Genomic DNA, 21,794 nt, shown 5'->3' with positions numbered 1-21,794 from the left:
TTTCTCGGGCACCGCCGGTTTTCATGCGACGCGGGCGCTCCGCTTACCCTCGGCTCATGGCCTCCCGCACCACCCCGCCCACCAGCCGCGCGCCCGGTCGCGCCCCTGGTCGCCCCGTGGGCTCGGTGACGCGGGGGACGACGAATCCGAACCGGTTGCGCCGGATGGACCGCTGGATCGCGGCCGCGCACGGCGCGGCGCTGCGTCGCGCGCAGGCGCCGGTCGCGGTGGACCTCGGCTACGGGGCGGCGCCGTGGACGGCGGTGGAGCTGCTGGCGCGGCTGCGGGAGGCGGCGCCGCGGGTGCGGGTGGTCGGCATCGAGATCGAGCCGGCGCGGGTGGCGGGGGCGAAGCCGTACGAGCGGGAGGGTCTGAGCTTCCGGCACGGGGGCTTCGAGGTCCCGCTGGACGGCGGGGCGCGTCCCGCGCTGATCCGCGCGGCGAACGTGCTGCGCCAGTACGACGAGGAGCAGGTCGCGGAGGTGTGGGCGCGGCTGTGCGCGCGGCTGGCGCCGGACGGGCTGCTGGTGGAGGGGACCTGCGACGAGATCGGACGGCGGCACGTGTGGGTGGCACTGGGCCCGGAGGGGGCGCGCACGGTGACGTTCGCGACCCGGCTGGGCTCCCTGGAGCGCCCCTCGGACCTGGCGGAGCGGCTGCCGAAGGCGCTGATCCACCGGAACGTGCCGGGCGAGCCGGTGCACGCGTTCCTGCGCGACTTCGACCGGGCGTGGGCGGCGGCGGCCCCGTACGCCTCGTACGGGGCGCGGCAGCGCTGGATCCGCACGGCGCGGGCGCTGGCCGTCGACTGGCCGCTGGCGGACGGGCCGGGGCGGTGGCGGCAGGGGGAACTGACGGTGCGCTGGGAGGCGTTGCGGCCTGTGGGGTGAAAGCGGTGCCGACGGAGAACCCGGGGTGCGGGTGGGGAACCGGGGGTGCGGGCGGGCCGTTGGTCCGTGAGGGGCAGGGGCACGGCGTCCGTTGGGGCGGACAAGATCGGAAAGGCATCCACAAGGGTGTCGGAATTCATCGACTCGTGGCACCATCCCGATGGCAGTGGGAAGTTACTGATGAATAGTCAGATCTGGTACGAGGTCTGACACGGGTGCCTGGGGGGACCATGGGGACCGTAAGGCGACGAGGCGCAAGCTCGCTCGTGCTGTTGTGCGCGATGGCGATACTGACGGCGCCGGGTCTCGCGGCGGGTGTGGCGTACGCGACGCCGAGTGCTCCCGCCGCACCGGCCTCGCCCCGGGATCCCGCCGCTCCGCTGCCCGGACCGGGCGGCAAGTCCCTCGAACAGGTCCGCAAGGACATCGAGGAGCTCTACCGGCAGGCGGGCACCGCCACGGACGCCTACAACCTCGCCGAGGCCGAGACCAAGGCCCAGTCGGACAAGATCGTCGAGATCGCCAACCTGGTCGTCGCCGGCCAGGAGCGGATCACCACCCTCAAGAGCCGGGCGGGCGCGGCCGCCCGCGCCCAGTACCGCTCCGGCGGCCTGCCGCCGGGCGCGCAGCTGGCGCTGAGCGACAGCCCGGGCCAGTTCCTCGACGGGGCGGGCCGGCTGCGCCAGGGGGAGAAGGCCACCTCGGACCTCCTCTCCGAACTGAGCCGGACCCAGAGCGAGTTGCAGCGGTACGCCCAGGAGGCGAGTGACCGCTGGAAGACGCTGGAGGCCAACCGGGTCAAGCAGGAGGACTCGAAGAAACAGATCCAGGAGAAGATCAAGGCGGCGGAGGAGCTGGAGAGCAAGCTGGAGGCCGAGGAGAAGGCCCGGCTGATCCAGCTGGAGCAGGAAGCCCAGTACAAGGCGCAGACGGCGTGGCTGTCGACGGGCGCGATGAAGGACGTCAACGGCAAGGCGACGGAGGCCGGCAAGCGGGCCGTGCAGTTCGCCACGGCGCAGATGGGCAAGCCGTACGAGTGGGGCGCCGAGGGTCCGGGCTCGTTCGACTGCTCCGGACTGACCTCGCAGGCCTGGCTGGCGGCGGGCCGGGGCATCCCGCGCACCTCGCAGGAGCAGCTGCGGCTGCTGCCGAAGGTCGCGCTCAAGGACATGCGCCCGGGCGACCTGATCATCTACTTCGACGACGCGAGCCACGTCGGCATGTACGTCGGCGACGGCGCGATGGTCCACGCCCCGCGCCCCGGCCGCAACGTGACGATGGCGGGCGCGGGCTCCATGCCGATCAAGGCCGTGGTCCGCCCCGACGCGTAGCCCCTGGCGGGGAGCCGACGGCTCTCCCCGGCCCCGGCCCCGGCCTCGCTCGTGCGGCCGGGCCGGGAGGCCGGGGCTCCGCCCCGGACCCCGGTCCTCAAACGCCGGACGGGCTGGATCCGCGCGCCGAGGCAACCCGGGAGGCGTGCAAGACGTCTCGCTAGGCGGGACGGACTGCGGCCCCACCGTGACCTTTGTCATCAGTGAGGCCGTTTTTCCCCCGCGATAACGGCATATGCCGGAGGCCCCGACCCGGAACGGCATTCCGTTCGCCGGGCCGGGACCGCTAGGGTCTGCGGACGAGCGCACCCTCGGGGGGAGGGAAGGAACCGGAGACGATGTCCGTACCCGTACCGCGGCAGAGGGACACCCCGGCCACGGAGGGCGGTCAGGCCGTTCTGCACACCGCCGCACCGCCCACCGCCACCGCCGTCGCGCAAGCGACCCCGCAGGCGACTCCGCAAGCGACCCCTCACACGGTCCCGCTGACCCTCCTGGTCATCGAGGACGACCCGGCCGGCGGTCTCACCGTCCCCGAGATCCTCGACGCCGACGGCCACCGCATCCGGCTCCGCACCGCCCGCAACCTCACCGAGGCCGAGCGGCTGCTCACCCCCGACGTGCACTGCATCCTCCTCGACCTGTCCCTCCCGGACGGCAGCGCCCGCATGGCGGGAGTACCGGCCGTGCCGGGAGCCGCCGGCGCCGGCACGGCCACCGCCGTGGACCGGCTGGCCGCCCTCCGCCAGGTGCTGCGCATCGCGCCCCGGCACGCCGTCCTCGTCCTCACCGGCGAGGACGACGCCGAGCGCGCCGCCGAGGCCGTCCGTGTCGGCGCGCAGGACTTCCTCTTCCGGGACGAGCTGGACGGCCGGCTGCTGAGCCGCGCCATCCGCTACGCCGTGGAGAGAAAACGGGCCGACATCGCCCAGTACAAACTTGCAGAATCGAAACTGCGCGCCCAGGAGAACGCCCGCCTGGAACGCGGTCTGCTCCCCACGCCGCTCCTGGAGGGCTCCGACCTCCGCTTCGCCGCCCGTTACCGCCCCGGCCGCAGCCGGGCCCTCCTCGGCGGCGACTTCTACGACACCGTCCGCACCCCCGACGGCACCGTCCACGCCATGATCGGCGACGTCTGCGGCCACGGCCCCGACGAGGCCGCCCTCGGCGTCGAGCTCCGCATCGCCTGGCGCGCCCTGACGCTGGCCGGCCTGTGCGGCGACGACCTGCTGGCCACCCTCCAGGAGGTCCTGGAGGTGGAACGCCCGAACGAGGAGATCTTCGCGACCCTCTGCACCGTCGACATCGCCCCGGACGGCCGCCGCGCGGGCCTGTGCCTGGCCGGCCACCCGGCCCCGCTGATCTCCCGGCCGGGCCGCCGCGCGCGCCTGCTCCCGTACGAGAACAGCGGTCCGGCCCTCGGCCTGCTGCCCAAGGCCCGCTGGCCGCGCCGCCAGGTCGAGCTGGGCGGCACCTGGAGCCTGATGCTCTACACCGACGGCCTCATCGAGGGCAGGATCGGCGAGGGCAAGGAGCGGCTGGGCCAGGACGGTATGGTCGACATGATCAACCGCCACTTGGAGCGCGGGCTGAGCGGCGAGGGTCTGCTGGAGGCCTCCGTCACCGAGGCCCGGCGCCTCAACGGCGGCGAGCTCACCGACGACGTGGCCGTGGTCCTGCTCTCCCGCGCCGAGGGCTGACCGCCGGGCGGCTGGCCCGGCCGGCCGCGGCAGGGGCTAGCGGCCGCGGCAGGGGCTACCGGCCGCGGCAGGGGCCGGCGCCGCCAGGGGCTAGCGGCCGCCGTTGTAGGGCCCGTACGGCCCGTCACTGCTGCTGCCGCCGCGCCGGCCGCCGCGACCGCCGCCCGAGACCTGCTTGAGGGCGGGGCGTACGTCGACGAAGAACACGATGGTCGCGACCAAACCGGCGATCTGCAGGAAGAGCATCCCCAGGAAGGCGTCCACCAGGACGGTGACGCCTAGGATGACCAGCCAGAAGGTCTTGGTCTGCTTGTCGGCGGCCCGGTACGCGTCCTCGCGCGCCAGCAGCGCGATCACGAAGGCCGCGACGGCGAGCAGCAGCATGGCGTACCCGAACAGCGGGAGCACGCCCCGATCGAACCCGTCCATCAACATCGCTTCGACCGCCTTCTCGTGCCTGCGCTTCGCACTTCCGATGCCACCCGGCTCCACGCTACCGGCACGGGCGCCCTCATGAACTCCAACGGGCCGGGCCCCCGAAGGGTGCCCGGCCCGTTGTCGCTCATGCGGTTCCGGTTCAGCTCGCGTCGTCCGCCGTGACGGCGGCCTTCTTGGCCGAGTTCCGGCGCGCGACGGGCTTCCTCGCGGCCGGCTTCTCCTCGTCGGCGGCCACCGGCTCGGACCCGGACTCGGACGCGGCGGCCGGCTCGGCCGCCGCCGGCTCGGGCTCGACGGCCACGGCGATGTCGACGATCTCCTCGGAGAACTCGCCCCGCCAGGTCCGCACGGCCTGCTCGCCGTGCTCGGCGACCTTGTCGTACGTCTCCTTGGCGCGCACCGCGTACTCCGCGGCCACGCCCACACCGCGCAGCGCCAGGTCCTGGGCGCTCTCCCCGAGCTTCTTCGGGTCGATCGCGCCGAACACCTCGGCGACCTTGGCGGTCAGGGCCTCCTGCACGGCCTTCGGGTCCGTGTTCTTCACGGCCTCGATGCGCGCGGGGGCCTCGGCGCGCAGCTGCTCGATCAGCTCGGGCACCTTCTTGGCCTGCTGCACGGCCAAGTCGGCCGTACCGGCGGCGAAGTAGAGGGGGGTGGGGTCGGTGAGGGTCTTCTTCAGGTCATCGGCGATGGCCATGTGCTGGTCCTCCCGGATCAACTTCAGTTCGTCTTCGACGGCATCCCGTCGGCGGGTTCGGCGGGTTCGGCAGGCACGTCGAGCGCGTTCTCCTTGCGGAACGACTCGTAGATCTGGAGCAGCACCTGCTTCTGCCGCTCGTTGATGCTCGGGTCGGCGAGGATGACGGCTCGCGTCTCCACCTCGTCCGGGTCCCGCTCATCCAGGATCCCGGCCTGCACGTACAGCGTCTCCGCGGAAATCCGCAGCGCCTTGGCCAGCTGCTGGAGGATGTCCGCGCTCGGCTTGCGCAGCCCGCGCTCGATCTGGCTCAGGTACGGATTCGACACCCCCGCCGCCTCGGCCAGCTGCCGCAGCGAAAGCTGGGCCTGCCGACGCTGCTCACGGAGGTACTCGCCGAGGTTTCCGACGTTGAGCGATGCCATGCTGCGATCCTGCCCCATCGTGCTAACTATTGCAAGCGCACTGCTTGCAGCATCTCCCACGCGCCTTCCCCTCCGCCTCCCGCCGGCCAACCTGCTCTCCCACCAGGGTGGCTGGGGCTGCTCCGCCGCCTCGGCCGCGCTGCCCTTCGTCCTCCGCCTGGCCGCGGCTCGGCACGGCGGCCGGCGAAGCTTCCTCCAGGACGAGGACGTCCGCACCGCCGTCGGGGTACTGCTCAGCCGTTGAAGCCGAGCGCCAGGGCGACGACCGCGGGGGCCGCGTAGATCACCGGGAAGGCGACGTGGGCGTACGACTTCGCCCGCAGCACCGTGATCACGGCCCCGGTGAAGTACAGGGCGATGCCGATCGCGGCGGCGATGCCGACGGCCGGTACGAACACTCCGACCACCAGGCCCACCGCCCCGGCCGCCTTGGCGGCACCGAGCAGGTTCCACCACGAGCGCGGGACGCCGTACTCCACCATCGGCTCCACGACCCACTTGGCCTTGAAGAAGACCGAGGCGGCCGAGAAGGCGACCATGAACGCGCCGACCAGGGCGAAAACAACGGCAGTGGTGGACATCTGAGCTCCCCTCAGACGGGCGCCGGTGCGGTCTCGCTCCGGTCGGGTTTCCCGCCTGCTTCACTCCCCTGACCCGCCGCACCGCACGGATGTGACAGGCCCGCGACGTTTCTTTTCGACAGGCCGGCGGAGTTTCCTTTCGGCGGGCCCGCGGCGTTTCCCTTCGACCGGCCCGCCGCGCCCCTCAGGCCGTGCCGATCACCACCGTGGCGTACAGCTCCTCCGAGGTGACCGCGCGGACCGCGAGCCCCGCGGACGCCAGGGCCGAGGCCGTCGACGGGGACTGCCGGGCGCTCGTCTCGATCAACAGGTGCCCGCCCGGGGCCAGCCACGGCACCGCGCCCGCCGCGACCCGGCGGTGGACGTCCAGGCCGTCGGCTCCGCCGTCCAGGGAGACCAGCGGCTCGTGCTCGCGCGCCTCCGACGGCATCAGGCCGATCTCCTCCGTCGGCACGTACGGGGCGTTGACCACCAGCAGCTCCACCCGGCCCTTCAGCGACTCGGGGAGCGCGGCGTACAGGTCGCCCTCCCACACCCGGCCGCCGTACGGGGCCACGTTGCGCCGCGCGTACGCCAGCGCCGCCGGGTCGATGTCCGCCGCGTGCAGCTCCGCGCCGCCCGGCAGCTGCGAGGCCACCGCCGCGCCCAGGGCGCCCACCCCGCAGCACAGGTCGAGCACCACCGCACCGGGCCGGGCCAGCGCAACCGCCTCCCGCACCAGGAACTCGGTGCGCCGGCGCGGTACGAACGCCCCCGCGCCCACCTCCAGGCGCAGACCGCAGAACTCCGCCCAGCCCACCACGTGTTCCAGCGGTTCACCGCCCACCCGGCGGGCCAGCAGCTCCGCCAGGTGCCCGTCGTCCCGGGCGGCCCCGGTCAGCAGCTCGGCCTCCTCCTCGGCGAAGACGCAGCCGGCCGCGCGCAGGGATTCCACAAGTGACGTCAAGTGCCTCAGTCCTCAGTTTTCCAACACGGGGAACGGTACGGGTCAGAAGATGTCCGGGCACCACGGGCGGCGCGCCGTCCGGAACACCGCGTCCGCCAGCGCGACCGCCCCCGGCCGCTCCTCCGTGACCCGCCCGAGCGCGGCCAGCCGTACCGCGGACTCGTCGCCGAGGTACAGCGAGCCCAATGCGGACACGTCCAGCCGCAGGTCCGCCGCCGCCCCGGTCCGCTCGCACGTGCCGGTGCCCGCGTCCAGCCGGTAGCGGCCGGCCGCCGGCCCCGCCGCGTCGGTGACCTCCAGTACGAGCTCCCCGGGCGCCTCGTACGTCCGCGCGCCCAGCGCCCGTACGACGTCCAGCACCCGCACCCACAGGAAGTCCGCGGCGGTGACGATGCGGGCCGAACGCGGGTCGGGCAGCAGCTGCGGGACGAGGTCGTCGGGGGCCCGGTAGCCGGTGCGGACCTTCAGCACCCAGTCGATCGAGCAGAGGAACTGCCACAGCGCCCGCTCCGCCTGTGGGGTGAGCGCCAGCAGGTCGTGGACCTGCACGGTGTTCTGCGGGACCTTCGCGTCCGTCCAGTGGTCGTCGGCCCGGTACGCGACCAGCCCCGCCACTTCACCGGCCGCCGTGCGGTACACCGCGAAGAACTTCTCCCTGTACGGCCGGTACGAGATCTCCTGCAAACCGGTCGCCATGTTCCACCAGCGCTCGTTCCGGTTCACGGCGCCGGGGGTGCGCGCCCGCAGCCGCTCGTGCAGCTCCGGGCCGACCTGCCGGACCTCGGCCTCGTCCACGAGGTCGATCCGGCCGCCGTCCGCGGGCGCCGACAGCCGCCGGTCCAGACCGGTGCGCGGTACGTCGATCTCCCATTCGGCGAGGGAGGTGGCGGGCCCGAACCCGTACCGCCCGTAGATCGGGTACTCGGCGGCGATCAGCGTCGCCAGCACGTCGCCGCGCGCCCCGGCCGCGGCGAACTCGGCGGCCATCATCCGGGTCAGCAGGCCCTGGCGGCGGTGGGTGGGCAGCACGCCCACGTTGGAGATCGCGGTGGAGGGGACGGCGGCCCCGCCCGGCACGGTCAGCTCCTGCGCGAAGGAGCGGAAGGCCGCCACGCAACGGCCGGTGTCGGGGTCGAACGCGCCCTGGGTGCGGGCGAAATCGTTGTGCTTGGCCCGCATGGCCACGTCCGCGTCGGTCAGTCGGGCCGTGTTCAGGAACCCGGTGTTCACGGTTCGCAGCCAGTCGGGGAGTTCGGATTCGGCGATCGGCCGGACGTCAGCACTCATAGCGGGCCACGCTAATCGCCCGACCGGCGCCAGTCGCCCGAATATTTACGCCAGCAGGTCGTCCACCTGCGCCTCTCCCTCCCGGTACCGGCGGGTGATCTCCGCACTGCAGTCGTCCGCCGTGCGCTGGAGCTGCTGCCGGCGCCGCGAGACCTGCTGCTCGTACCGCACCAGCTTCCCCATCCCGTCGTGCAGCTCGTCGTCGGTGCGGGCGCCCAGGTCCGAGAGCTCCACGTCGGCCAGCATCTCCGCCGCCAGCAGCCGGTACTCCTCGCTGCGCGGGGTGCCGAGCGTGAGGTGCCGGGCGGAGGCGCTGCGGCTGGAGGGGGCGTCGGCGAGGATCACCGAGAGCCGGTCCACCACCGGCGCCTCGGGGTCGGTGCGGCGGGCGAGCTCGGGGTCGCTGCGGCGGGCGAGTTCGGCGCGCAGGATGTCGATGCGGCCCTGGAGCAGTCTGCGCACATAGCTCAGATCGGCCTCGTCGCGCTGGGCGTCACGGCGCAGCGCGCGCAGTTCCGGCAGCCCGAGCGCGGTGGTCGGGGTCGGCGTCCCCTGCGTCTCGGCCGTGCGCTGCGCGGGCGGTCGTACCGCGGCAGCTGCGATGGAAGCGGGTGATGCAGGTACGGAGGTACCAGAAGTATTCATACGAACGTGTCCGTCCCCTCGACCGGTGCGGCGCACCCGCACCGCCTGCGTGCATGGTGCCACTCTCCGTGGCCCCGATGCAGTCCCACTCCACCCGATCGGCCCCGGACGGGTGCACGGCTGGTACACAGGTGGTATGCGAGCAGTGGTGCAGAGGGTGGACGGCGCGCGCGTCGTCGTGGGCGGCGAGACCGTGGGCGAGATCGTCGGCGAAGGACTGTGCGTGCTGGTGGGGGTGACCCACGACGACACGCCGGAGAAGGCGGCCGTGCTGGCCCGCAAGCTGTGGTCGGTGCGGATCCTGGAGGCGGAGAAGTCCTGCAGCGACGTGAACGCGCCGCTGCTGGTGATCTCCCAGTTCACGCTCTACGGCGACGCCCGCAAGGGCCGCCGCCCCACGTGGAACGCGGCGGCGCCGGGCCCGGTGGCCGAGCCGCTGGTCGACGAGGTCGTGGCGCAGCTGCGCGCGCTGGGCGCGACGGTGGAGACGGGCCGGTTCGGCGCGGACATGCGGGTCTCGCTGACCAACCACGGCCCGTTCACCATCGTCATCGACGTCTGACGTCCCGGGCCCTCAGGGGGCCACGACGACCTCCTGCGCGGCCGCGGTCTTCCCGACCAGCAGCGGGGCGTCCACCGGTACGTTCCGCTTGACCAGCGCGAGGGCGATCGGGCCCAGCTCGTGGTGGCGGACGGCGGTGGTCACGAAGCCCAGCTGGCGGCCCTCCTCCCCGTCGGCGGCGAGCCGGACCGGTGCGCCGTGGGCCGGGAGGACCACCTCGGAGCCGTCCAGGTGGAGGAAGACCAGGCGGCGCGGGGGCTTGCCCAGGTTGTGGACGCGGGCCACCGTCTCCTGGCCGCGGTAACAGCCCTTCTGCAGGTGCACGGCGGTGCCGATCCAGCCCAGCTCGTGCGGGATGGTCCGGTGGTCGGTCTCCTGGCCGAGCCGCGGCCGGTGCGCCTCGACGCGCAGGGCCTCGTAGGCGAGGAGGCCGGCGGCCGGGCCGTGCGAGGCGGCGAAGGACTCCAGCTCGGCGCGGGGCAGGAAGACGTCACGGCCGTGCGGGGTCTCCCGTACGACGTGCTCCTTGGCGACCTCGGCGATGGAGCCGGCCGGCAGGTGCACGACCGCGAACTCCTCGGTGCGGTCGGCGACTTCGACGCGGTAGAAGAACTTCATGGACTCCAGGTAGGCGATCAGCTCGCCCTGGGTGCCCGGCTCCACGTGCGCCCACGTGGTCTCGCCGTCGTCGACGAGGTAGAGCGCGTGCTCGATGTGGCCGTTCGCGGAGAGGATCAGCGCCTCGGTGGCCTGCCCGGCCGGCAGCTCCGTCAGGTGCTGGGTGAGCAGCAGGTGCAGCCAGCTCAGCCGCTCCGGCCCGGTGACGGTGACGACCCCGCGGTGCGAGAGGTCGACGAAGCCGCGTCCGTCCGCGAGGGCGCGCTGTTCGCCGTACAGCTCGCCGTAGTGGGCGGCGACGCCCTCGTCGCGGCCTTCGGCCTGGACGGCGCCGGGGAGATGGAGCAAGGGGCTGCTGGTCATGGGACCAAGCGTACGACCCTGCTACGCCTGGGCGGCACGCTGTTCGCCCGCGCACTTCCCGCACAGGCCGAAGATCGCGAAGTGCTTCATGTCGGTCTCGAAACCGAAGGTGGTGCGGAGCTTCGCCGTGAACTCGGCGGCGATGTCCACGTCCGCCTCGATGACGTCGCCGCAGTCACGGCAGACCAGGTGGATGTGGTGGTGCCGGTCGGCGAGGTGGTAGGTGGGGGCCCCGTGCCCGAGGTGGGCGTGCGAGACCAGCTTGAGCTCCTCCAGGAGCTCCAGCGTGCGGTAGACCGTGGAGATGTTGACCCCGGAGGCGGTCTTGCGCACCTCGACGAGGATCTCGTCCGGAGTCGCGTGCTCCAGCGCGTCGACCGCTTCCAGCACGAGCTGGCGCTGCGGTGTCAGCCGGTATCCGCGCTGCCGCAGGTCGCTCTTCCAGTCCAGGCCTGGGGTTCCATCGGTGCTCTCGGTGCTCACCACTCCGCCAGTGTATGTGTGCGAAGGGGACCGCGGGCGAGCCCGCGGTCCCCTTTCGTGCACAGCCTGTGGACGCTGCGCTCAGCGGAAGAAGGCGATGCCGTCGTCCGGCATGTCCGGGAGGTTGCGCGCCATCTCGGCGACCTCCTCGGGCGTGACGACCTTCTTCAGCTGGGCCGACATGTACGGACGCAGCTCGACGTCCGGCGTGGCCTTCTCGCCGACCCACATGAGGTCGCTCTTCACGTAGCCGTAGAGCCGCTTGCCGCCGCTGTACGGGCCGGAGGCCGCGGTACGGGCGACCGCGTCGGTGGCCAGGTCGATCTGGGGCTTCTGGTCGGCGAGCTCGCCGTACCAGACCTCGACGACGCCCTGGTCGCGGACCATGACGATCTCGACCTTGCGGTCCTTGTCGATGCGCCAGTAACCGGACTCGGACTCCAGCGGCCGCACCTTGTTGCCCTCGGCGTCGAGGACCCAGCTGTGGGAGGTGTACTCCAGGAAGTCCCGGCCGTCGTGGCTGAAGACGACCTCCTGGCCGAAGTTGCACTTCTCCTCACCGGGGAAGTCGAAGACGCCCGCGCCCTCCCAGGTACCGAGGAGGAAGGCGAGGGGGACGAGGCCCGGGTTCAGGTCGGACGGGATCTGGATCATGAATGGCTGCTCAGGCGATCTGTGGGAGGGGTTCCGGGGCGGTCTGCCGAGCCGACGCTCAGCGCTGACCCTGGTACAGCTTCTTGACGGCCAGGCCGGTGAAGGCCAGGACGCCGACGCAGACCAGGACCAGCAGGGAGGTGAAGACTGCCTCAAGCACGGGGTGCTCCTCGGAATCGTTTCGGGGCTGACGGGGCCGGTCCCCAAGCCTACTGGCCCGGGGACCGGCGCACGGTGTGAGGTGGGCCGTACCGGTCTGCCCCCGGCGGCCGCCCCGGCCGTCAGCTCAGCAGCTGGCTCTGCAGGATCACCGTCTGGTGGAAGGGGACGGGGGCCACCTCGCCCTTGCGGGTCTGGATCACCATGCCGAGGACGTCACCCGTCCGGAGGCACCCGATCTTGCTCTGCTCCTCGCCGAGGAAGGGCTTCACCTCCTGGTACACGCTGAGGTCGGTGCCGTCGAAGTTGGCCGCCCCCGGGAAGTCCAGCGTGGTGCTGTTCATCTGGGTGTTCTTGGCCTTGCTCCACACGTCGTCCAGGTCGAGCGCCGAGACGCCGTCGAACCGCGCGTTGGTGTCGCAGCCCTTGAACGCGTCCACGAAGCCCGACGAGTGGAAGCGCAGCAGGTACACGTGCGTGCGCGTGCCGTCGGCCGTCGTCCAGCCGCGGCCGACGATCTGCCGCAGCCCGTCCCATTCGAGGGACTGCTTCAGCTTCTCGCGGGTGTCGGGCGCGTACTCCTCCAGGAAGGCGTCGGGCGGCACCACCCCGTCCTTGTCCGCCTTGACCGCGTCGTCGGCCTTGGCGCCCTTGGGAGCGGGCAGCAGCAGGCCGGTGAGCTGCGCGTAGTGCGTCCCTTCCTTGTTGTCCGGGCCCTGGGGCACCGGGGCGCCGGCGGGCAGCGCGGGCTGGGACAGCGCCGGGAACGTCCAGCGGCCGTCGTCCTCGGTGGACAGGCCGGGGACGTCGGTGCGGTCGGGCTGGGTGATCCCGTACGCGACCCCCGCGCCGACGGCGGCGAAGACGGCGACGGCGGCGGTCCAGCGCAGGGCGGCGAACAGCGCCCGCCGGTCCTTGGGCGCGGCCGGCACGGCCTCCGGGGCGGCCTCGGGCGTGGGCTCGACCGCGGGCACGGCGGCGGACTCGGCCTCGGGCGCGGGCACGGGCGCGGGCACGGCGGCGGACTCGGCCTCGGGCGCGGGCACGGGCGCGGGCACGGCGGCGGTGTCGGTCTGCTCGCTCACGCGGACTCTCCGGGGGACTTGAGGTGGTCGAGTTGCTGCTTGAACAGGCCCGCGGCGTCCTTCACCGCGAAGCCCGTGGACCCGTACATCCGGAAGCTCACCAGGACGTCCCCCTCCACGGCCACGCAGTCCAGGACGTCGATCTTCTTCTTGTCGTCCTCCCCACCGGTGAGCGGGGACAGCCCGCACTTGGCCTGCGGATGGCCCTCCACCTGCGGCGCCCCGCCGCCCGCCCCGGTGAGCTCGATGAGCTTCTTGGAGAACTCGGCGAACTTGGCGACCTGCTGCGGATCGGCCTGCATGAGCCGGATCTCGGCGACGGCGGAGCCGTAGCCCTCCTGCCTGGCGTAGCTGCGCCCCGCCAGGCCCTTGAGCTTCAGGTCCGCCAGCGCCTTGTCCCGCTCGGCGCGCTGGCTGCCGGAGAGCCCGGTGCGGCCGTCCTTGAAGCTCTGCAGCGCCTTCTCGCTCGGGACGTAGTAGTCGTTGCCCTCGGGGTCGAGGTCGGGGCCGAGCCAGTAGTTCTTGGGCAGCGGCAGCAGCTTGCCCGTCAGCTCGTTGGGCGGCACGGACGGCACCGGGGGCTGCGTGCCCTTCGTCGTGTGGTCCTCGGCCACCCAGTACCGCGTCGGCGCGGTCCGGTCGGCGCCCGTCAGCGCGGACGCGCCCCACAGGCAGGCACCCGCCAGTACGACGACGCCCGCGGCCGCCGACACCAGCTTCAGCGTCCTGCGGTTCGCCGTGCGCGCGGGCGCGGCGGTGACCGCGGGCTCCTGCCCGTCCGGGTCCCCCGCGTCGGCGGCGGTCACGTTCTGCTGCTCGCTCACAGCCGCTCCATCTGTCGCTTGGCCAGCTCGACCAGGGCCTTCTCGTCGACGTCGCCGCGGTTGTTCGTCCACTCGACGACCATCACGACGTCGCCGCGGCGGACCAGGACACGGCCCTGGCGCACCGGGAGGTAGCCCGGCTTCTCGTTCGCCTCGGAGTCGATCCACATGTGGCCGAAGTCCGCCGGAACGCCCGGGAAATCCTCGCCCGCGTTGCCCGCGTAGTCCTTGCCGGGCATGTACTGCACCATGCCGGCGTAGAAGTCCTCGGCTCCGTTCCGCTCGCGGTACTGGAGCAGGCGGACGTCGACGAAGTCGCGGTCGCCCTTGGACCACCGCGCGGTGGCGATGCTCTTGGCATGGCGGCCGAGCGGGCCGAGCCCGTCGGCGGGGTCGACGAAGTAGCTCGCGGAGAACGCGTCCGGGGACATCGGACCCGAGAAGCTGTCCTTCGCGCCGCCGGGCACCTCGACCAGCTTCTTGGCCAGGTCCTCGTCCGCCTTGTGCCAGCGGTTGGCGTTGATGGAGCGCCGGCTCGTCGCGTCGTTCGCGGCCGCCGGCTTCGGCGCGGCCATCTCCTGCTGGGCGAGCGGCGGCAGCGGGGTGGGCTCGCGGTGGTACTGCACCGCGTAGCCGGTGATCGTCCCTGCGAGGACGCCGAGTACGGCCGCGCCCGCGATCAGGAGGGTCGTGCGGCCCGTCCGGCGGCGCGGGGCCGAGGCGTCCGGTTCCGGTGCGCTTTCCTCCCCTTTCCGCTGCTCAGAGATGGTCTGTTCGTGTTCCAAAGGGGTCCCCCACAAGCCTGGAGGCGCAGGTTGGTTACCCGCGCGTACCCCATGACCCACACCGGAGGGGAGCAGTTGTACGAACGTAGATCACAGTCTCGTCTCGTGAGGTTTCAATCCTCGTGACGCCGCTTTCCGTCCAGTTCGTCCCACCACTCGTCGGACTTCGGATCGCCCGAGGGGTCGTCCCACCAGCGGTCGTCCGGTCCGCGCCGGTTGGCGATCATCGCGGCCACCGGCGGGATGACCATGGCGACCACGCACATGGCCACCGCGGCCTCGACCGACAGCAGGCGCACGAAGGTCCAGGCGGAGACGAAGAGGACCAGGCATCCGCCCATGAGCAGGAAATAGGCGCGCCGGCGCCGGGCGTACATGACTCCAGCGTAGAGCGGGCGGCCGCGAACACAAGGCGGACGGCACGAAGGGCCGCACCCCGTTCCAGTGGCGTCCAACCCCCTGGGGTGCGGCCCTCCGGCCGATCTGTCGAGCGATCACACGTGCGGTGCTCAGACCGCGATCGCCACGTCCGTCACACCGCCGGCCTCGGCGACCACGACGGCACGGTCCGCCTGGGCACCCGGGACGAGCGCCCGCAGCGTCCAGGTGCCGGGAGCGGCGTAGAAGCGGAACTGGCCGGTCGCCGAGGTCGGGACCTCGGCGGTGAACTCGCCGCCGCCGTCCAACAGCCGCACGTAACCGCTGATGGGCTCACCGCCCTTGGTCACCTGGCCCTGGATCGCGGTCTCACCGGGCTTGAGCGTCGCGAGGTCGGGCCCGCCGATCTGTGCTCCACACATGTTCTCTGTCCTGTCCTAGAGAGGTCGTACTACGGGGCGTCGCGTGCCCGGGATTACTTGTTGGGGCCGAGCTCGATCGGCACGCCGACGAGCGAGCCGTACTCGGTCCAGGAGCCGTCGTAGTTCCTGACGTTCGTCTGGCCCAGGATCTGGTGCAGCACCAGCCACGTGAGCGCGGAGCGCTCACCGATGCGGCAGTAGGCGATGGTGTCCTTCGACAGGTCGACGCCCTCGGCCTCGTAGAGGGCCTTGAGCTCCTCGTCGGACTTGAAGGTGCCGTCGTCGTTGGCGTTCTTCGACCACGGGATGTTGCGGGCGCTCGGCACGTGGCCGGGGCGCTGCGACTGCTCCTGCGGGAGGTGCGCCGGGGCGAGCAGCTTGCCCGAGAACTCGTCGGGCGAGCGGACGTCGACCAGGTTCAGGTTGCCGATCGCGGCCACGACGTCGTCGCGGAAGGCGCGGATGGAGGTGTCCTGGGCCTTGGCCTTGTACTCGGTGGCCGGGCGGCTCGGGACGTCCTTGCCGTCGACCAGGTCGCGGGAGTCGAGCTCCCACTTCTTGCGGCCGCCGTCGAGGAGCTTCACGTCCTGGTGGCCGTAGAGCTTGAAGTACCAGAAGGCGTAGGACGCGAACCAGTTGTTGTTGCCGCCGTAGAGGACGACGGTGTCGTCGTTGGAGATGCCCTTGGCGGAGAGCAGCTTCTCGAAGCCCTCCTGGTCCACGAAGTCACGGCGGACCGGGTCCTGGAGGTCCTGCTTCCAGTCGATCCGGACGGCGTTCTTGATGTGGTTCTTGTCGTAGGCGGACGTGTCCTCGTCCACCTCGACGACGACGACGTTCTCGTCGTTCAGGTGGGCCTCGACCCAGTCGGCGTCTACGAGGACGTCGCTGCGGCTCATGATGTTCTCCTCCGGGGCAGTGTGCGGCGGGGTGGTGCGGGTGACGCGTGCTGCGTGCCTGCGGGTGCGCTCCGGACCCTGCGCGGGGAGGCGTCAGGCGATCAGGAGGCGGGTGCGGTCACGCGGAAAGGGCCTTGGGGCCGTCGTCCGGCTGATGGAGCGGATGCGCTCACAGGTCACATGGATCGACAGAGCATGGCGGCGACGCGACACAGGTCTACTGCCCGTCGCTTCGTGAGGTCCGCCTGCTGATGCTTCATAGCCATGGATCGTAGGGACGAATCGGCCGCCCTGTCACCGGTGTGTCATATTCCGAGACAGGATCGTCCGGATAGTGGGATAGGAACTCTCCGGGCGGCCGCCGCGCCGCCCCGGGGACCCCCTGTGCGGCCCGCCCTTCTGCGGATCGGACCGCACTGTCTCACGATCCGGCCACCACCACGTTCGAGCCGCCCAGCGTGAGGTGCACACCGGACTCGTCCGAGGTCAGGGCCGAGAGGTGGAGCCCGGCCGGCATGCCGACCTCCAGGTTGCGTTCGAAGTCGGTCTTCTTGCGGATCAGCTTCTCGACCCCGGGTATGCCCGAGCCCGGCACCTCGTCGGCGTGCACCCGGACGAGCTTGGCGCCCTTTCCGTCCGGCGCGTCCACGAGGGAGATCGTCGACACCACGCTGTGCGTCACCGTCTTGCCGAGCACGTCCACGCCCGCGGTGACCTTCACCTTGCCCGGCGCCCCGCCGTAGGTGAGGGTCGCGCCGGTCTGCGAGGCCGCCGTCAGGTCCTCGTACGTGATGCGCCCGGTGCCCTCGGCCCGCTCGGCGGTGCCGCCGCTGTAGTCACCGTTGAGCTTCACGCTGCGAAAGCTCGCGTCGAGCTCCGAGAGCCGCGTCTTGCGGCCCTCGGCGACCACCTCGACACCTCTGAGCTTCAGGTCGACCTGGTCCAGCTCGTGACTGAACGCCTGGGTCAGGAAGGGAAATCCGCGGATCTCCACTTCCGAGCTGCCGGCCAGGCCCTGACGGGCCTGGATCTTGTCGGCCAGCTGGTTCTCCACGTAACCCGCGGCCCACCGGTCCACGCCGGCGAAGACCGCCCCCAGCACCACTCCGATGATCACAACGATCCGCAGAGCACGCACGTGCCCTCCCCCTACTAGTCGGTACGAGCGATCTAGTGGACCATGTGCGCCCGTCAGCGGAACGTCAGCCCACCACCCGGCCGATCAGGTACACGGCGGGAGCGGCCGCCGCGAGCGGCAGCGCCACACCGGCCGTCATGTGCACGAACTTCGAGGGATAGTCGTACGCCGCCACGCGCAGCCCGATCAGCGCGCACACGCCGCAGACCAGGCCGATCAGCGCCCCGCCCACCCCGACGGAGGTCAGTCCGCCGACCGCGACGCCCGCACCGGCGGCCGCGGCCAGCGAGACGCCGACCGAGGGTGCGGTGGGCAGCGGCAGCGCCCGGGCGAAGACGGCGACCGCCACGGCGGCCGCGCCGACGGTGACGGCGGCGGAACCCGCCGCCAGGTAGCCGGCGCAGATGATGGCGAGGGCGGCCGAGGCCACCGAGGCCATCAGCCCGTACATCCGCTCGTCGGGATCCGCGTGGCTGCGCAGCTGGAGGACGAGCGTGAGCAGCACCCAGGCGCCGAGGGTGCCGACGATCGCGCCGGGGCCGTACGTAGGGTCCACCGCGAGCACGGCCACGTCGGCGACCACGGCTCCGGCGAAGGCGAGGGCGATGCCCTGGCGGGCCGGCCACATGCCGTTGAGACGGAACCAGCCGGCCGCGGTGAGCGCCTGCAGGGCGATCAGCGGCACGAGCAGGGCGTACTGCCCGAGGGCCGCGGCCACGGCGAGCAGCAGGCCGAGGGCGGCGGTCAGTATGGCCGACTGCGGACCGGGGTCGATGATCGGCGACCGGCCTTCGGCGCGGGCCTGGGCCGGGTCGACGGCGCGCAGGGTGTTCCCGGCGAGGGTGGGCGGTGACCAGGCGGTGACCTCCACCGGTTCGGCGCCGTCCTCGGCCGGGGCCGGGGTCGCGGCCGCTTGCGGCGGCAGGTAGGCGGTCTGCTCCGCGGCTGCCTCGTCCCGCTCGGCGGCGGGCGCCGGCGGAAGTCCCCCGGCTACCGCCGGGTGCCCCCAGGCCGTCTCCTCGGCCGGGGCCGACTGCTCCGCGGGGCCGGGGTACGGCGGGAGGTAGGCGGTCTGCTCGGCGGCCGCGGCGGGCATCCCCGCGCCCTGGTCGTCCGGGGACCAGTCCTGGACGGGAGCCGGAGCGGGGGCCGGGGCCTGCGCCTCGTCGCGGAACCAGCCCTCCGGGGCGGCCGGCTGCTGCGCCTGGCCGGGGTACGGCGGCAGGTACGCGGTCTGCTCGGCGGCGGCCTCCTGCGCGGGACCGGGGTACGGCGGCAGGTAGGCCGTCTGGTCGGCGGCCGCGGCGGGCATCCCCGCGCCCTGACCGCCCAGGGACCAGTCCTGGACGGGAGCCGGAGCGGGGGCCGGGGTCTGCGCCTGCGCCTGCGCCGGGGCCTCGTCCCGGAACCAGCCCTCCGGAGCCACGGGCTGCTGCGCGGGCCCGCCGGACGCCGGGTACTCGTACGACGCCGCGTAGGGATCGGCGGACCCGGCCGCGGAACCGTCCGGCCAGGACCCACCGGCACCGCCGGCCTGGGCCTGGGCCGGGGGCTGCGCCTGCGGCTGGGGCTGCGCGGCCGGGGCCTCGTCGCGGAACCACCCGTCGGGCGCCACCGGCTGCCCCGGCACCGCGCCCAGCGCCGGGTAGACCGGCTGATGGCTGGTGTCCCAGGTGTCGGACTGCCAGGTCTGGGTCCCGTACGGGTCCTGCTGCTGCGCGTACTGCCGGCGCAGCTCCTGCTGCTCCTGCTCCTGCCGCTCGCGCTGTTCCCGCTGCTGCTGGTGTTCCTCAGGCGTGCTCATCGGCTCCCGCTCACCCGCCCGCGAACGGGGGGAGCACCTCGACGGTGCCCCCCTCGGTCAGCAGGACGGCATCATGCGGGCGCTTGCCCACAGGCTCGTCGTTCACGAGGAAGGAGCAGCGCAGCAGCACCCGGGTCAGCTCCCCGGGGTGGCGCTCCCGCACGGCGTCGAGCGCCTCGGCCAGTGTGCGCGCCGAGTACGGCTCCTCCGCCGTCTTGGCCGCGGCCTTGGCCGCCGCCCAGTAGCGGATGGTTCCGGTTGCCACTGCAGCTCCTATCGTCGGCTCTCTACCGTCGGCCTCCATGATGGCCCCTCCGGCCGTCCGCCCCGGCGTGCGCCAACGCGTCGCGTGGGCGCCGGGGCGGTCCCCCGTCACCGCCCGGCGGGCCGCCGATCCGGTGAAACCGGGGCATACGCAGGGCACGGGCGTGGCAGAACCCACAACGGGGATGTCGAAGAGTGCTCGGCCGCGCACGGGCCGGTGGGCTATTCTGCTTGGCGAGAGGATCCGGGCAACGTTGCCCCCGGGTCCTTTTGTGCTTTCAGAGCGTTGAACGAACCGAGAACAGTGGTATCCATGCGGACCCCAGGGCGCGGGGACCGCAGGGGCGCCAGGCAAGACGTACGAAGCAGTACCGCGCACGTCCTCGACGGGACCGAGGAGGAACCGACGTGATGGACCAGCGAACCGTGCACCGTCCGACCCGGGCAGGTGGTCGGTCATGAGCTCTCTCCTGCTGCTCACCAACGCGCTGCAGCCCTCCACCGAGGTGCTGCCCGCCCTCGGCCTGCTGCTGCACAACGTCCGGGTGGCCCCGGCCGAGGGCCCGGCCCTCGTGGACACCCCGGGTGCCGACGTCATCCTCGTGGACGGCCGCCGCGACCTGCCGCAGGTGCGGTCGCTGTGCCAGCTGCTCCGCTCCACGGGGCCCGGCTGCCCGCTGATCCTCGTCGTCACCGAGGGCGGCCTCGCGGCCGTCACAGCCGACTGGGGCATCGACGACGTCCTCCTCGACAGCGCCGGCCCGGCCGAGGTCGAGGCGCGGCTGCGGCTGGCCACCGGCCGTCAGCAGCTGGGCTCGGACGACTCCCCGATGGAGATCCGCAACGGCGATCTCTCGGTGGACGAGGCGACGTACTCCGCCAAGCTCAAGGGGCGGGTGCTGGACCTCACCTTCAAGGAGTTCGAGCTGCTCAAGTACCTCGCGCAGCACCCGGGCCGGGTCTTCACCCGCGCCCAGCTGCTCCAGGAGGTCTGGGGCTACGACTACTTCGGCGGCACCCGGACCGTGGACGTCCACGTACGGCGGCTGCGCGCCAAGCTCGGCCCCGAGCACGAGTCGCTGATCGGCACGGTCCGCAACGTCGGCTACCGCTTCGTCACGCCGGAGAAGGTCGAGCGGGCGGCGGCGGAGGCAGCGGCCCAGGCGGCGGCCAAGGCCGCGGCGCAGGCCACCGCACAGGCGTCCGCGCAGCCGGCCCCGGCCGTCACCCGATCGGCGGAGGAGCCCTCGATCGTCCACTCGGCAGGACGGCCTGCCCAGAGGTAGGTCACCCCGCGTAGACTGCCGCGCGTGGCCAAGGTGACGCGGGATGATGTGGCACGACTTGCGGGTACGTCTACCGCCGTCGTGAGCTACGTCATCAACAACGGACCCCGGCCGGTCGCCCCGGCCACGCGCGAGCGTGTCCTCGCCGCGATCAAGGATCTGGGCTACCGCCCGGACCGGGTCGCCCAGGCGATGGCCTCGCGGCGCACCGACCTCATAGGCATGATCGTCCCGGACGCACGTCAGCCGTTCTTCGCGGAGATGGCGCACGCGGTCGAGCAGGCCGCCGCCGAGCGCGGGAAAATGGTGCTCGTCGGCAACTCCGACTACCGCACCGAGCGTGAGGTCCACTACCTGCGGGCCTTCCTCGGAATGCGGGTCTCCGGCCTGATCCTGGTCAGCCAGGGCATGAGCGAGCAGGCCGCCAGCGAAATCGAGGCCTGGGACGCGCGCGTGGTGCTGCTGCACGAGCGGCCGGAGGCGATCGACGACGTCGCCGTCGTCACGGACGACATCGGCGGCGCCCAGCTCGCCACCCGCCACCTGCTCGAACACGGGCACGAGTACGTCGCCTGCATCGGCGGCGTCGAGAACACCCCGTCCGTCGGCGACCCTGTCGCCGACCACGTAGAGGGCTGGCGGCGGGCCATGCAGGAGGCCGGCCGCCGGGTGGAGGGCCGGCTCATCGAGGCCCCGTACAACCGCTACGACGCGTACACGGTCGCCCTGGAGGTCCTGGCCCGGCCCGACCGGCCGACGGCCATCTTCTGCGCCACGGACGACCAGGCGATCGGTGTGCTGCGCGCGGCGCGCGAGCTGCGCATCGACGTGCCCGGGGAACTGGCCGTGGCCGGCTTCGACGACGTGAAGGAGGCGGCCCTCACGGACCCGCCGCTGACCACGATCGCCTCGGACCGCCCGGCGATGGCCCGCGCGGCGGTGGACCTCGTCCTGGACGACGGCCTCCGCGTGGCCGGCTCCCGCCGCGAACGCCTGAAGCAGTTCCCTTCGGCCCTGGTGATCCGCCGCTCCTGCGGCTGCCGCTGACCCCGCGCCTCCCGTACCGGCGAGGCCGAAGGGGCAGCGGCGGGCGGCGGAAGTCCCGGTCCTTATAAGGGGCATACAAGGTT

Annotated in this window: 27 protein-coding genes; 7 read left to right on the top strand and 20 right to left on the bottom strand. The window is 72.5% G+C overall.

Translation table 11 applies throughout. From position 1 onward, the window contains the following. Window positions 1–56 precede the first annotated feature (56 nt). From IF88_RS0128165 to IF88_RS0128155, 3 genes are all read left to right on the top strand, one after another. Window positions 57–890 (top strand): SAM-dependent methyltransferase, encoded by an 834-nt coding sequence (locus IF88_RS0128165; protein ID WP_078893190.1) that lies wholly within the window; start codon window positions 57–59, stop codon window positions 888–890. Window positions 891–1,120: 230 nt separating this feature from the next. Further along, window positions 1,121–2,221: a C40 family peptidase gene (locus IF88_RS0128160; RefSeq protein WP_030718435.1), complete on the top strand. Its 1,101-nt coding sequence runs from the start codon at window positions 1,121–1,123 to the stop codon at window positions 2,219–2,221. Window positions 2,222–2,559: 338 nt separating this feature from the next. Further along, window positions 2,560–3,921: a PP2C family protein-serine/threonine phosphatase gene (locus IF88_RS0128155; RefSeq protein WP_030718430.1), complete on the top strand. Its 1,362-nt coding sequence runs from the start codon at window positions 2,560–2,562 to the stop codon at window positions 3,919–3,921. Between the two features lie 90 nt (window positions 3,922–4,011). Here the strand turns inward: IF88_RS0128155 and IF88_RS0128150 are convergent, their stop codons facing one another. The 3 genes from IF88_RS0128150 to IF88_RS40995 form a co-directional block, all read right to left on the bottom strand. Further along, the gene (locus IF88_RS0128150) at window positions 4,012–4,356 is read right to left on the bottom strand and encodes a DUF2516 family protein (protein WP_030718428.1); all 345 of its coding nucleotides are present in this window, start codon (window positions 4,354–4,356) and stop codon (window positions 4,012–4,014) included. A 142-nt stretch (window positions 4,357–4,498) separates the two neighbouring features. After that, the gene (locus IF88_RS0128145; protein ID WP_030718425.1) at window positions 4,499–5,056 is read right to left on the bottom strand and encodes a hypothetical protein; all 558 of its coding nucleotides are present in this window, start codon (window positions 5,054–5,056) and stop codon (window positions 4,499–4,501) included. A 23-nt stretch (window positions 5,057–5,079) separates the two neighbouring features. Continuing rightward, on the bottom strand, window positions 5,080–5,481 hold the full coding sequence (locus tag IF88_RS40995) for a helix-turn-helix domain-containing protein (protein WP_037807298.1): 402 nt from the start codon (window positions 5,479–5,481) through the stop codon (window positions 5,080–5,082). 19 nt (window positions 5,482–5,500) lie between these two features. Between IF88_RS40995 and IF88_RS40990 the strand changes: the two genes are divergently transcribed. Further along, window positions 5,501–5,725 (top strand): hypothetical protein, encoded by a 225-nt coding sequence (locus IF88_RS40990; protein ID WP_158754600.1) that lies wholly within the window; start codon window positions 5,501–5,503, stop codon window positions 5,723–5,725. Here the strand turns inward: IF88_RS40990 and IF88_RS0128135 are convergent. From IF88_RS0128135 to IF88_RS0128120, 4 genes are all read right to left on the bottom strand, one after another. Next, window positions 5,715–6,062, bottom strand: coding sequence for a DoxX family protein (locus IF88_RS0128135; RefSeq protein WP_030718419.1), 348 nt, complete (start codon window positions 6,060–6,062; stop codon window positions 5,715–5,717). The two genes, IF88_RS40990 and IF88_RS0128135, sit on opposite strands and share 11 nt — an antisense overlap. Before the next feature lie 184 nt (window positions 6,063–6,246). Then, complete coding sequence (locus IF88_RS0128130) at window positions 6,247–7,008, bottom strand: putative protein N(5)-glutamine methyltransferase (protein WP_420711007.1); 762 nt, start codon at window positions 7,006–7,008, stop codon at window positions 6,247–6,249. A 42-nt stretch (window positions 7,009–7,050) separates the two neighbouring features. After that, on the bottom strand, window positions 7,051–8,295 hold the full coding sequence (locus IF88_RS0128125; protein ID WP_030718415.1) for a GNAT family N-acetyltransferase: 1,245 nt from the start codon (window positions 8,293–8,295) through the stop codon (window positions 7,051–7,053). Window positions 8,296–8,340: 45 nt separating this feature from the next. Next, on the bottom strand, window positions 8,341–8,940 hold the full coding sequence (locus IF88_RS0128120) for a hypothetical protein (RefSeq protein WP_030718413.1): 600 nt from the start codon (window positions 8,938–8,940) through the stop codon (window positions 8,341–8,343). Window positions 8,941–9,076: 136 nt separating this feature from the next. On the opposite strand from IF88_RS0128120, the gene dtd reads away from it, so the two are divergent. Continuing rightward, entirely contained in the window at window positions 9,077–9,502 is a 426-nt protein-coding gene (gene dtd, locus IF88_RS0128115) for a D-aminoacyl-tRNA deacylase (RefSeq protein ID WP_030718409.1), read from the top strand. A 12-nt stretch (window positions 9,503–9,514) separates the two neighbouring features. Here dtd and IF88_RS0128110 read toward each other — a convergent pair whose 3' ends face one another. The 13 genes from IF88_RS0128110 to IF88_RS0128050 form a co-directional block, all read right to left on the bottom strand. Then, window positions 9,515–10,483 (bottom strand): YgfZ/GcvT domain-containing protein, encoded by a 969-nt coding sequence (locus IF88_RS0128110; RefSeq protein ID WP_030718406.1) that lies wholly within the window; start codon window positions 10,481–10,483, stop codon window positions 9,515–9,517. 21 nt (window positions 10,484–10,504) lie between these two features. After that, complete coding sequence (locus IF88_RS0128105) at window positions 10,505–10,969, bottom strand: Fur family transcriptional regulator (RefSeq protein ID WP_199808146.1); 465 nt, start codon at window positions 10,967–10,969, stop codon at window positions 10,505–10,507. 78 nt (window positions 10,970–11,047) lie between these two features. Next, window positions 11,048–11,620, bottom strand: a complete 573-nt coding sequence (locus IF88_RS0128100; protein WP_030718398.1) for an FABP family protein — start codon at window positions 11,618–11,620, stop codon at window positions 11,048–11,050. A gap of 281 nt (window positions 11,621–11,901) precedes the next feature. Continuing rightward, the gene (locus IF88_RS0128090) at window positions 11,902–12,864 is read right to left on the bottom strand and encodes a hypothetical protein (protein WP_030718396.1); all 963 of its coding nucleotides are present in this window, start codon (window positions 12,862–12,864) and stop codon (window positions 11,902–11,904) included. Further along, complete coding sequence (locus tag IF88_RS0128085; protein ID WP_234323727.1) at window positions 12,861–13,688, bottom strand: hypothetical protein; 828 nt, start codon at window positions 13,686–13,688, stop codon at window positions 12,861–12,863. The genes IF88_RS0128090 and IF88_RS0128085 overlap by 4 nt, the downstream gene beginning before the upstream one ends. Continuing rightward, window positions 13,685–14,473, bottom strand: a complete 789-nt coding sequence (locus IF88_RS0128080) for a hypothetical protein (protein ID WP_078893189.1) — start codon at window positions 14,471–14,473, stop codon at window positions 13,685–13,687. The genes IF88_RS0128085 and IF88_RS0128080 overlap by 4 nt, the downstream gene beginning before the upstream one ends. 113 nt (window positions 14,474–14,586) lie before the next feature. Continuing rightward, window positions 14,587–14,850 carry a DUF3099 domain-containing protein gene (locus IF88_RS0128075; RefSeq protein WP_030011782.1) on the bottom strand — a complete coding sequence of 88 codons (264 nt, stop codon included), beginning with the start codon at window positions 14,848–14,850 and terminating at the stop codon, window positions 14,587–14,589. Between the two features lie 132 nt (window positions 14,851–14,982). After that, window positions 14,983–15,273 carry a DUF1416 domain-containing protein gene (locus tag IF88_RS0128070; RefSeq protein WP_030718391.1) on the bottom strand — a complete coding sequence of 97 codons (291 nt, stop codon included), beginning with the start codon at window positions 15,271–15,273 and terminating at the stop codon, window positions 14,983–14,985. A gap of 53 nt (window positions 15,274–15,326) precedes the next feature. Further along, the gene (locus tag IF88_RS0128065) at window positions 15,327–16,172 is read right to left on the bottom strand and encodes a sulfurtransferase (RefSeq protein ID WP_030718390.1); all 846 of its coding nucleotides are present in this window, start codon (window positions 16,170–16,172) and stop codon (window positions 15,327–15,329) included. 176 nt (window positions 16,173–16,348) lie between these two features. Beyond that, window positions 16,349–16,432 (bottom strand): putative leader peptide, encoded by an 84-nt coding sequence (locus IF88_RS49665; RefSeq protein WP_350206375.1) that lies wholly within the window; start codon window positions 16,430–16,432, stop codon window positions 16,349–16,351. A gap of 161 nt (window positions 16,433–16,593) precedes the next feature. Next, window positions 16,594–17,310: a DUF2993 domain-containing protein gene (locus IF88_RS0128060; protein WP_030718388.1), complete on the bottom strand. Its 717-nt coding sequence runs from the start codon at window positions 17,308–17,310 to the stop codon at window positions 16,594–16,596. A 64-nt stretch (window positions 17,311–17,374) separates the two neighbouring features. After that, entirely contained in the window at window positions 17,375–18,622 is a 1,248-nt protein-coding gene (locus IF88_RS0128055) for a hypothetical protein (RefSeq protein ID WP_030718387.1), read from the bottom strand. A 502-nt stretch (window positions 18,623–19,124) separates the two neighbouring features. Beyond that, window positions 19,125–19,379 carry a MoaD/ThiS family protein gene (locus tag IF88_RS0128050; RefSeq protein ID WP_030718384.1) on the bottom strand — a complete coding sequence of 85 codons (255 nt, stop codon included), beginning with the start codon at window positions 19,377–19,379 and terminating at the stop codon, window positions 19,125–19,127. Between the two features lie 457 nt (window positions 19,380–19,836). Here IF88_RS0128050 and IF88_RS0128045 point away from each other — a divergent pair, with 457 nt between their 5' ends. Together IF88_RS0128045 and IF88_RS0128040 are read left to right on the top strand one after the other, a co-directional pair. Then, window positions 19,837–20,664 carry a response regulator transcription factor gene (locus tag IF88_RS0128045; RefSeq protein WP_030718382.1) on the top strand — a complete coding sequence of 276 codons (828 nt, stop codon included), beginning with the start codon at window positions 19,837–19,839 and terminating at the stop codon, window positions 20,662–20,664. A gap of 24 nt (window positions 20,665–20,688) precedes the next feature. Beyond that, window positions 20,689–21,711 (top strand): LacI family DNA-binding transcriptional regulator, encoded by a 1,023-nt coding sequence (locus tag IF88_RS0128040; RefSeq protein WP_030718380.1) that lies wholly within the window; start codon window positions 20,689–20,691, stop codon window positions 21,709–21,711. Window positions 21,712–21,794: the final 83 nt, after the last annotated feature.

The sequence above is a fragment of the Streptomyces sp. NRRL F-2580 genome, assembly GCF_000720115.1.
Classification (GTDB): domain Bacteria; phylum Actinomycetota; class Actinomycetes; order Streptomycetales; family Streptomycetaceae; genus Streptomyces.
Note: the sequence above shows the minus strand (reverse complement) of the source record. Positions and strands in the feature narration are given on the sequence as shown.

What these genes read in the sequence shown, in the direction of transcription:
- IF88_RS0128165 (WP_078893190.1), top strand. Translation starts at nt 57, where the DNA reads ATGGCCTCCCGCACCACCCCGCCCACCAGCCGCGCGCCCGGTCGCGCC.
- IF88_RS0128160 (WP_030718435.1), top strand. Translation starts at nt 1,121, where the DNA reads ATGGGGACCGTAAGGCGACGAGGCGCAAGCTCGCTCGTGCTGTTGTGC.
- IF88_RS0128155 (WP_030718430.1), top strand. Translation starts at nt 2,560, where the DNA reads ATGTCCGTACCCGTACCGCGGCAGAGGGACACCCCGGCCACGGAGGGC.
- IF88_RS0128150 (WP_030718428.1), bottom strand. Translation starts at nt 4,356, where the DNA reads ATGTTGATGGACGGGTTCGATCGGGGCGTGCTCCCGCTGTTCGGGTAC.
- IF88_RS0128145 (WP_030718425.1), bottom strand. Translation starts at nt 5,056, where the DNA reads ATGGCCATCGCCGATGACCTGAAGAAGACCCTCACCGACCCCACCCCC.
- IF88_RS40995 (WP_037807298.1), bottom strand. Translation starts at nt 5,481, where the DNA reads ATGGCATCGCTCAACGTCGGAAACCTCGGCGAGTACCTCCGTGAGCAG.
- IF88_RS0128135 (WP_030718419.1), bottom strand. Translation starts at nt 6,062, where the DNA reads ATGTCCACCACTGCCGTTGTTTTCGCCCTGGTCGGCGCGTTCATGGTC.
- IF88_RS0128125 (WP_030718415.1), bottom strand. Translation starts at nt 8,295, where the DNA reads ATGAGTGCTGACGTCCGGCCGATCGCCGAATCCGAACTCCCCGACTGG.
- IF88_RS0128120 (WP_030718413.1), bottom strand. Translation starts at nt 8,940, where the DNA reads ATGAATACTTCTGGTACCTCCGTACCTGCATCACCCGCTTCCATCGCA.
- dtd (WP_030718409.1), top strand. Translation starts at nt 9,077, where the DNA reads ATGCGAGCAGTGGTGCAGAGGGTGGACGGCGCGCGCGTCGTCGTGGGC.
- IF88_RS0128110 (WP_030718406.1), bottom strand. Translation starts at nt 10,483, where the DNA reads ATGACCAGCAGCCCCTTGCTCCATCTCCCCGGCGCCGTCCAGGCCGAA.
- IF88_RS0128100 (WP_030718398.1), bottom strand. Translation starts at nt 11,620, where the DNA reads ATGATCCAGATCCCGTCCGACCTGAACCCGGGCCTCGTCCCCCTCGCC.
- IF88_RS0128075 (WP_030011782.1), bottom strand. Translation starts at nt 14,850, where the DNA reads ATGTACGCCCGGCGCCGGCGCGCCTATTTCCTGCTCATGGGCGGATGC.
- IF88_RS0128070 (WP_030718391.1), bottom strand. Translation starts at nt 15,273, where the DNA reads ATGTGTGGAGCACAGATCGGCGGGCCCGACCTCGCGACGCTCAAGCCC.
- IF88_RS0128065 (WP_030718390.1), bottom strand. Translation starts at nt 16,172, where the DNA reads ATGAGCCGCAGCGACGTCCTCGTAGACGCCGACTGGGTCGAGGCCCAC.
- IF88_RS49665 (WP_350206375.1), bottom strand. Translation starts at nt 16,432, where the DNA reads ATGAAGCATCAGCAGGCGGACCTCACGAAGCGACGGGCAGTAGACCTG.
- IF88_RS0128055 (WP_030718387.1), bottom strand. Translation starts at nt 18,622, where the DNA reads ATGCCCGCCGCGGCCGCCGACCAGACGGCCTACCTGCCGCCGTACCCC.
- IF88_RS0128045 (WP_030718382.1), top strand. Translation starts at nt 19,837, where the DNA reads ATGAGCTCTCTCCTGCTGCTCACCAACGCGCTGCAGCCCTCCACCGAG.